The organism is Brevibacillus sp. NRRL NRS-603, from assembly GCF_003013445.1.
Classification (GTDB): Bacteria; Bacillota; Bacilli; order Brevibacillales; family Brevibacillaceae; genus Brevibacillus; species Brevibacillus formosus.
In genome coordinates this window covers 1-4,966 of record NZ_PXZN01000148.1, presented here as the reverse complement: position 1 = coordinate 4,966, position 4,966 = coordinate 1, and the positions used below count along the sequence as shown (strand labels likewise).

General features: G+C 51.9%; 6 protein-coding genes. All 6 read right to left on the bottom strand.

Going from position 1 to position 4,966, the window contains the following annotated elements:
* The coding region (locus C7R94_RS29385; RefSeq protein WP_106786015.1) for a PaaX family transcriptional regulator at positions 1–602 on the bottom strand (602 nt) is incomplete at its 3' end.
* Positions 603–774: 172 nt separating this feature from the next.
* Positions 775–1,197 (bottom strand): thioesterase family protein, encoded by a 423-nt coding sequence (locus C7R94_RS29380; protein ID WP_106786014.1) that lies wholly within the window; start codon positions 1,195–1,197, stop codon positions 775–777.
* 27 nt (positions 1,198–1,224) lie between these two features.
* Positions 1,225–2,424 (bottom strand): thiolase family protein, encoded by a 1,200-nt coding sequence (locus tag C7R94_RS29375; protein ID WP_047073308.1) that lies wholly within the window; start codon positions 2,422–2,424, stop codon positions 1,225–1,227.
* 34 nt (positions 2,425–2,458) lie between these two features.
* On the bottom strand, positions 2,459–3,658 hold the full coding sequence (locus C7R94_RS29370) for a thiolase family protein (RefSeq protein ID WP_047073309.1): 1,200 nt from the start codon (positions 3,656–3,658) through the stop codon (positions 2,459–2,461).
* A complete protein-coding gene (locus C7R94_RS29365) occupies positions 3,655–4,410 on the bottom strand; it encodes a 3-hydroxyacyl-CoA dehydrogenase family protein (protein WP_106786013.1) in 756 nt (251 codons plus the stop codon). Before C7R94_RS29365 ends, C7R94_RS29370 begins: the two co-directional genes overlap by 4 nt.
* Positions 4,394–4,966: 3-hydroxyacyl-CoA dehydrogenase NAD-binding domain-containing protein (locus tag C7R94_RS29360; RefSeq protein ID WP_106786012.1), on the bottom strand; the 573-nt coding region annotated here is incomplete at its 5' end. The genes C7R94_RS29365 and C7R94_RS29360, both read right to left, overlap by 17 nt.

Sequence of the window (4,966 nt, the reverse complement as noted above, 5' to 3'; positions counted from 1 at the left end):
CTAAGTTTGGCAGAAAGCTGCTCGTATTCTTCTCGGTAGGCATCGATGAAGGCCTTGTATTTTTCATTGATTTCATCGATATCCCAGCATTTCTGCACGAGCTGCTTCGGATTGCTCCAGCCCATATGCTCGGATGAAAAAATCTCCACATACTCTGTAATCTCGTGCGCTTCCGTCAGATCCTTCACGCGATCACTGAGGTTATTCGGGCTGATCCATGTGCTGGTTGTCAGCATCCCGAAGCCCATCCAGCCAAGCTCCTTGCGCAGTTGATCACGCAGCGCTCGACGCTCCTCTGGGATGTTGTAGCTGGCAATGCACCACTTGCCGTCCCACACATCTGTCTCGACCTTATAAATACGCGCCGCTGCCTCTTCCAGCCGCTTTTTGCCGCGCTCGGATACCGAGTAGAAGCTGCGGTTCCCTACTTTTCGCGATTCCAGCCAGCCTTGGCGAAGCATCCGGGAGATCGCTGCACGAACAGCCGGCTCCGACAGTCCGAATTCCCCCATCAGCTTGGTCAGACTACCAATCCAGATTTCGCTTCCATAATGGCGGACGTATTCACCGTAAATTGTAAAAAGCATGGATTGTGGCTTCACGTTTCTTCTACCCCCAAATCGATTCATACCTATTAGCTGTGTGAAATTGTACCATATTCTGTAGGAAGTGCGTGAATCGATCGAGAGTATATGACGATAAAATCATATAACGTAATTTAAACGTAATTATAGTAAAACATTTTAAAAGAGTCAATTTATTCTGTCAAATTTATCATTTCCCATTTCCTTCCTGGTTGATCTCTGCTTGCAAGGCCTCAAAGCGCTGCTTGATCTCGTCCTTTTTGAAGATGGCCTGGACGAACGTCCCGAGTCCTACACGATTACGCGTAGTGTCTGCCGTAACCTCGCACACTACGCGTTTTTCGGTAACCTGCACACAGGTAGCCCGGAACGTGACCTCCTGACCAATCACAGCTGGTCCCACATGCTTGATGTCCACAGCAAATCCCGAACCCTCTTCATCGGCTTCCAGGTACGGCAAAATGACACGTCTTCCCGCCCATTCCATGTAATAAATCATACTGACTGTCGACATCACGGGATGCACGACTTGGCCCTCAAAAACAGGCAGCATGTCCTTTGTCACTGTCACAGTAAATTCTTCCGTCGTACCCGGCTGCAGTCTATCTATCAAGAGTACCTGCCTCCCTATCTGTCCAAGCTACACACGCTCGATAATCGTCGCAATCCCCTGTCCAACTCCAATGCACATCGCAGCCAACCCGTAACGGGCATTACGGCGCTCCATCTCATACAAAAGCGTAGTAAGGATGCGTGCTCCGCTACACCCGAGCGGATGGCCCAAAGCAATCGCTCCGCCATTTACGTTGACCAGATCAGGGTTGACTCCCAGCTCGCGTACGCTTGCCACTGCCTGCGCTGCAAAAGCCTCGTTGAATTCGAACAGATCAATTTGCGTAAGTGACAGGCCTGCCTGCTTGAGAACTTTGCGCGTTGCAGGTACAGGCCCAATTCCCATTACAGAAGGATCGACACCAGCCACTGCGGATGCAACGATCCTTGCACGAGGTTTCAAGCCGGCTGCAAGAGCCGCTTCCTGTTCCATGATGAGCAGAGCGCAGGCTCCATCGTTTAGACCGCTGGAGTTGCCTGCTGTGACGCTGCCATCTGCTTGGAAAGCTGGTTTCAGCTTTTGCAGCTGTTCAATAGTCGTCTCTGGACGTGCATGCTCATCTTGAGCAAACAGTGTGACCTCGCCTTTGCGCCCTTTTAGCTCTACCGGAACGATCTCGGCATCCCACTTTCCTTCTGCCAAGGCACGTGCGTAATTTTGCTGACTGCGCAATGCAAACTCATCCTGCGCTTCGCGGCTAATGCCGTATTGTTCCGCTACCTTCTCCGCTGTTTCTCCCAAGCTGATCGGCGGATACATCTCTTTCATTTTTTCGTTAACCAATCGCCAGCCCAACGTCGTATCGACCAACTGCTGATTGCCGCGCTGAAAAGCCGTGCCAGGCTTCATCATCACCAGCGGAGAGCGTGTCATGCTCTCTGTCCCGCCCGCGATATAGACGTGACCTGCTCCGGCTTTGATTGCATTCGCGCTTTGGTTCACAGCCTCCAGACCTGAGCCGCACAGGCGATTCACTGTCACTCCCGGCACCTCGACAGGCAATCCCGCCAATAGAAGTGACATACGCGCGACGTTGCGGTTGTCTTCCCCGGCCTGATTGGCACAGCCCATGATGACATCATCAATCGTCTTCGGATCAATGGAGTTGCGTTCCAGCAGCTTTTGAATCACCAATGCACCCAGGTCATCCGGGCGCACATCCTTCAACGCACCACCAATACGGCCGATTGGCGTGCGCACAGCATCTATGATGACAGGCGTACTCATTCTTCCACTCCTCCCATGCACGAGGGCTTTTTTTCTACAGTGCTTCTACTAACGTGGCCAATCCTTGACCGCCTCCTATGCACAACGAAACGATTCCGTATTTCTTTTGGCGACGTCTCAGCTCGAAAAGAATCGTACCTGCCAAGCGGGCACCGCTCATTCCGAGTGGATGACCCAACGCGATTGCTCCACCGTTTACATTGGTTTTCGAAGGGTCCAGCCCCAGTTCTCTCATGCAGGCAAGTGACTGAGAAGCAAAAGCTTCATTTAACTCAAACAGGTCGATTTGCTCTACAGTCATGTTCGTTTCTGCGAGCAGCTTGCGGATCGCCGCTACCGGACCAATGCCCATGATGCGCGGATCAACACCAGCACTGACGAAATGAACAATGCGCCCCAAAGGAGCTACGCCTGTCTTTTGCAGCGTTTCTTCATTCATCAAGAGCAAAGCCGCCGCGCCATCGTTGATACCGGAGGAGTTGCCTGCGGTGACGCTACCATCTTTTCGGAAGGCAGGTCGCAACTTGGACAATGACTCCACACTGGAATCTCTTCTTGGGAATTCATCCGTATCAAACAGCGTCTCTTCCCCTTTTTTCCCTTTTAACGTGATGGGAATGATCTCATCGCGGAACAGACCTGCATCTATCGCGTTGATAGCCCGGGACTGACTCTCTGCTGCAAAACGATCCTGATCCTCTCGACTGATGCCGAATTGCTCCGCCACGTTTTCTGCTGTATCTCCCATGGTCAGATCGCCATAGAGCGAGACGGGAGCAGAACGAGGTCCGCCAAAAGACTCGATCAGCGTCTGACCGCCGCGTTGATACGGCTGCTCGAATTTTTCCATGATGTACGGTGAACGAGTCAAATTCTCTACACCGCCAGCCAGCATGACCTGACTATGTCCTGCCTGGATGGACTGCGCAGCCAAATTGACTGCCTCTAGCCCGGATGCACACACCCGATTCACAGTCAGTCCAGGTATGGTGTCAGGAAGCCCTGCTTTCAACAAGCCAACGCGCGCAATGTTAATAAACGGTCCGGCCGATATAACGTTACCCATGATGACCCCATCCACAATCTCACCGGATTGTCCTGCCTTCGCGAGCGCTCCATTCAAGACAATGGCTGTCAGGTCGTCGATGGGGGTGTTCTTCAGACTTCCACCCAGCTTGCCGATTGGTGTACGTACTGCTGCTGCTACGTACACCTCCTTGTTAGTCAAGCTCATGCCTCTACACCAACTTTGTCCTCGTACGTGTAAAAGCCTTGCCCACTGCGTACGCCGACACGCCCTGCCAGCACCAGCTTGCGTAATAGCGGCGCTGTGCGATAACGCTCCTCGGCCAAATCACGCTGCAAGCCTCTCGATATCGCAAAAATCTCATCCAATCCAATCCGATCTGCCCATTCGAGAGGGCCGTATGGGTAGTTGGTGCCTTTTTTCATTGCGATATCGATATCGGTAGCGGTTGCTGCTTTTTCCATCAAAGTAAAGGCAGCCTCGTTGATAATGAGTGTTAAAATGCGCGGGAACACGAGACCTATCTCGTCGTTTACGGCCTCCGTTTCTTTCCCGAGCGATTGAAAGAAGCCTTCCGTCGCTTGAATCGTATCCAGCTCCGTTTGCAGGGCAGGGGCAATCTCGATCAGCTCCCGCTCAACCAAGGGCACGAGCGTTCCAAATCCGCAAACGCGTTCAGGATGCTGTGTCCAGGACGCTACCTCTGTCGCTGTAATCGCGAGCGAAGTCGTGATGATCGGTACGTTTGGTGCTAATAAGTCATCCAGCTCGCGTACTTGCCTCTTTTTCGCCTGCATATCGACGCTATTTACTTCCACAGCCAAATCAACCAGCTCAGGTTCCGCCATCGCTTCTGCAAAGGTAAGCACCTGATAGCCTCTTTCCACCATCAAATGATTCAACTCTGCGTACAGCGGGCTTGTGCCCACGAGCAATACAGCCTTATTTGTTGTAGTCATAGAAGCCTTCCCCCGTCTTTCTGCCCAAGCTGCCGGATTGAACCATTTGTTGCTGAATCCGGCTAGGCTTAAATCGTCCTTCATGGAAGAAGTCGGTATAGACCGATTTGGTGGTAGCAAAATTGATGTCGATACCGATCATGTCTTGCAGCTCAAACGGACCCATTTTGAATCCGCCGGCCAGCTTCATGATTCGGTCAATCTGCTCCACACCTGCCACATGATCGCCCAGGATGCGCAATGCTTCATTATAATAAGGACGTGCGATGCGATTGACGATAAAGCCAGGGGTGTCCGTCACTAAAACAGGCACCTTGCCCAACTCTTGCGCAAATCGATACGCCACTTCCACATTTTCCTCGCTCGATTTTTTCCCGCGAATAACCTCAACCAAGGGCATGACGGGTGCCGGATTGAAAAAATGAAATCCGAGAATGCGCTCGGGATGCGAAAGCCCTCCTGCAATCTCCGTAATCGAGATAGAGGAAGTATTCGTTAGTAAAAGGGCATCCTCTCTGCAAATCCCAGAAAGCTGGCTGAAAATGCTTTTTTTCAA

What these genes read in the sequence shown, in the direction of transcription:
- C7R94_RS29375 (WP_047073308.1), bottom strand. Translation starts at nt 2,424, where the DNA reads ATGAGTACGCCTGTCATCATAGATGCTGTGCGCACGCCAATCGGCCGT.
- C7R94_RS29370 (WP_047073309.1), bottom strand. Translation starts at nt 3,658, where the DNA reads ATGAGCTTGACTAACAAGGAGGTGTACGTAGCAGCAGCAGTACGTACA.
- C7R94_RS29365 (WP_106786013.1), bottom strand. Translation starts at nt 4,410, where the DNA reads ATGACTACAACAAATAAGGCTGTATTGCTCGTGGGCACAAGCCCGCTG.